We start from the raw sequence: 420 nt of genomic DNA on the forward strand, positions 1-420 counted from the left end.
GGAGCCCGCCGTCCGCCCCGAGCCCAGCAGCGAACGCAGCGGGGCCAGGGTGTCGTTGGTCAGCCGCCCGGACCAGGCCAGGTCCCACAGGGCGTCGGCCAGCTGCTGGTCCGTGCAGTCCGGGTGGGTGGTGGCCCGGACCTGGTCGGCGATCTGGCGGAAGAAGAGGCCGTATCCGCCTGAGAGCGCGGTGAGCGCGGACTCGTGGAGTGCCGACAGCTCCAGCGGGTGCGGGGGAGGCAGCCGCAGCGGCGCGCTGTCGGCGAGGTAGAGGGAGACCCAGCCGTCCTTGCCGGGCAGCGCCCCCGCCCCTGCCCAGACGACCTCGCCCGTGGTCGTCAGCTCGTCGAGCATCGCCGGGTGGTAGCCCGTGACACGGCTCGGCAGGATCAGCTTCTCCAGCGCCGACGCGGGCACGGG

1 protein-coding gene is annotated in these 420 nt (G+C 74.3%); it reads right to left on the bottom strand.

What is annotated here, in order from left to right; translation table 11 throughout:
* Positions 1-420, bottom strand: a 420-nt coding sequence (locus tag AC0AIB_RS31480) for an Lhr family ATP-dependent helicase (RefSeq protein ID WP_465098126.1), incomplete at both ends; no start/stop codon positions are given.

The sequence above is a fragment of the Micromonospora sp. DSM 43699 genome (assembly GCF_055517075.1).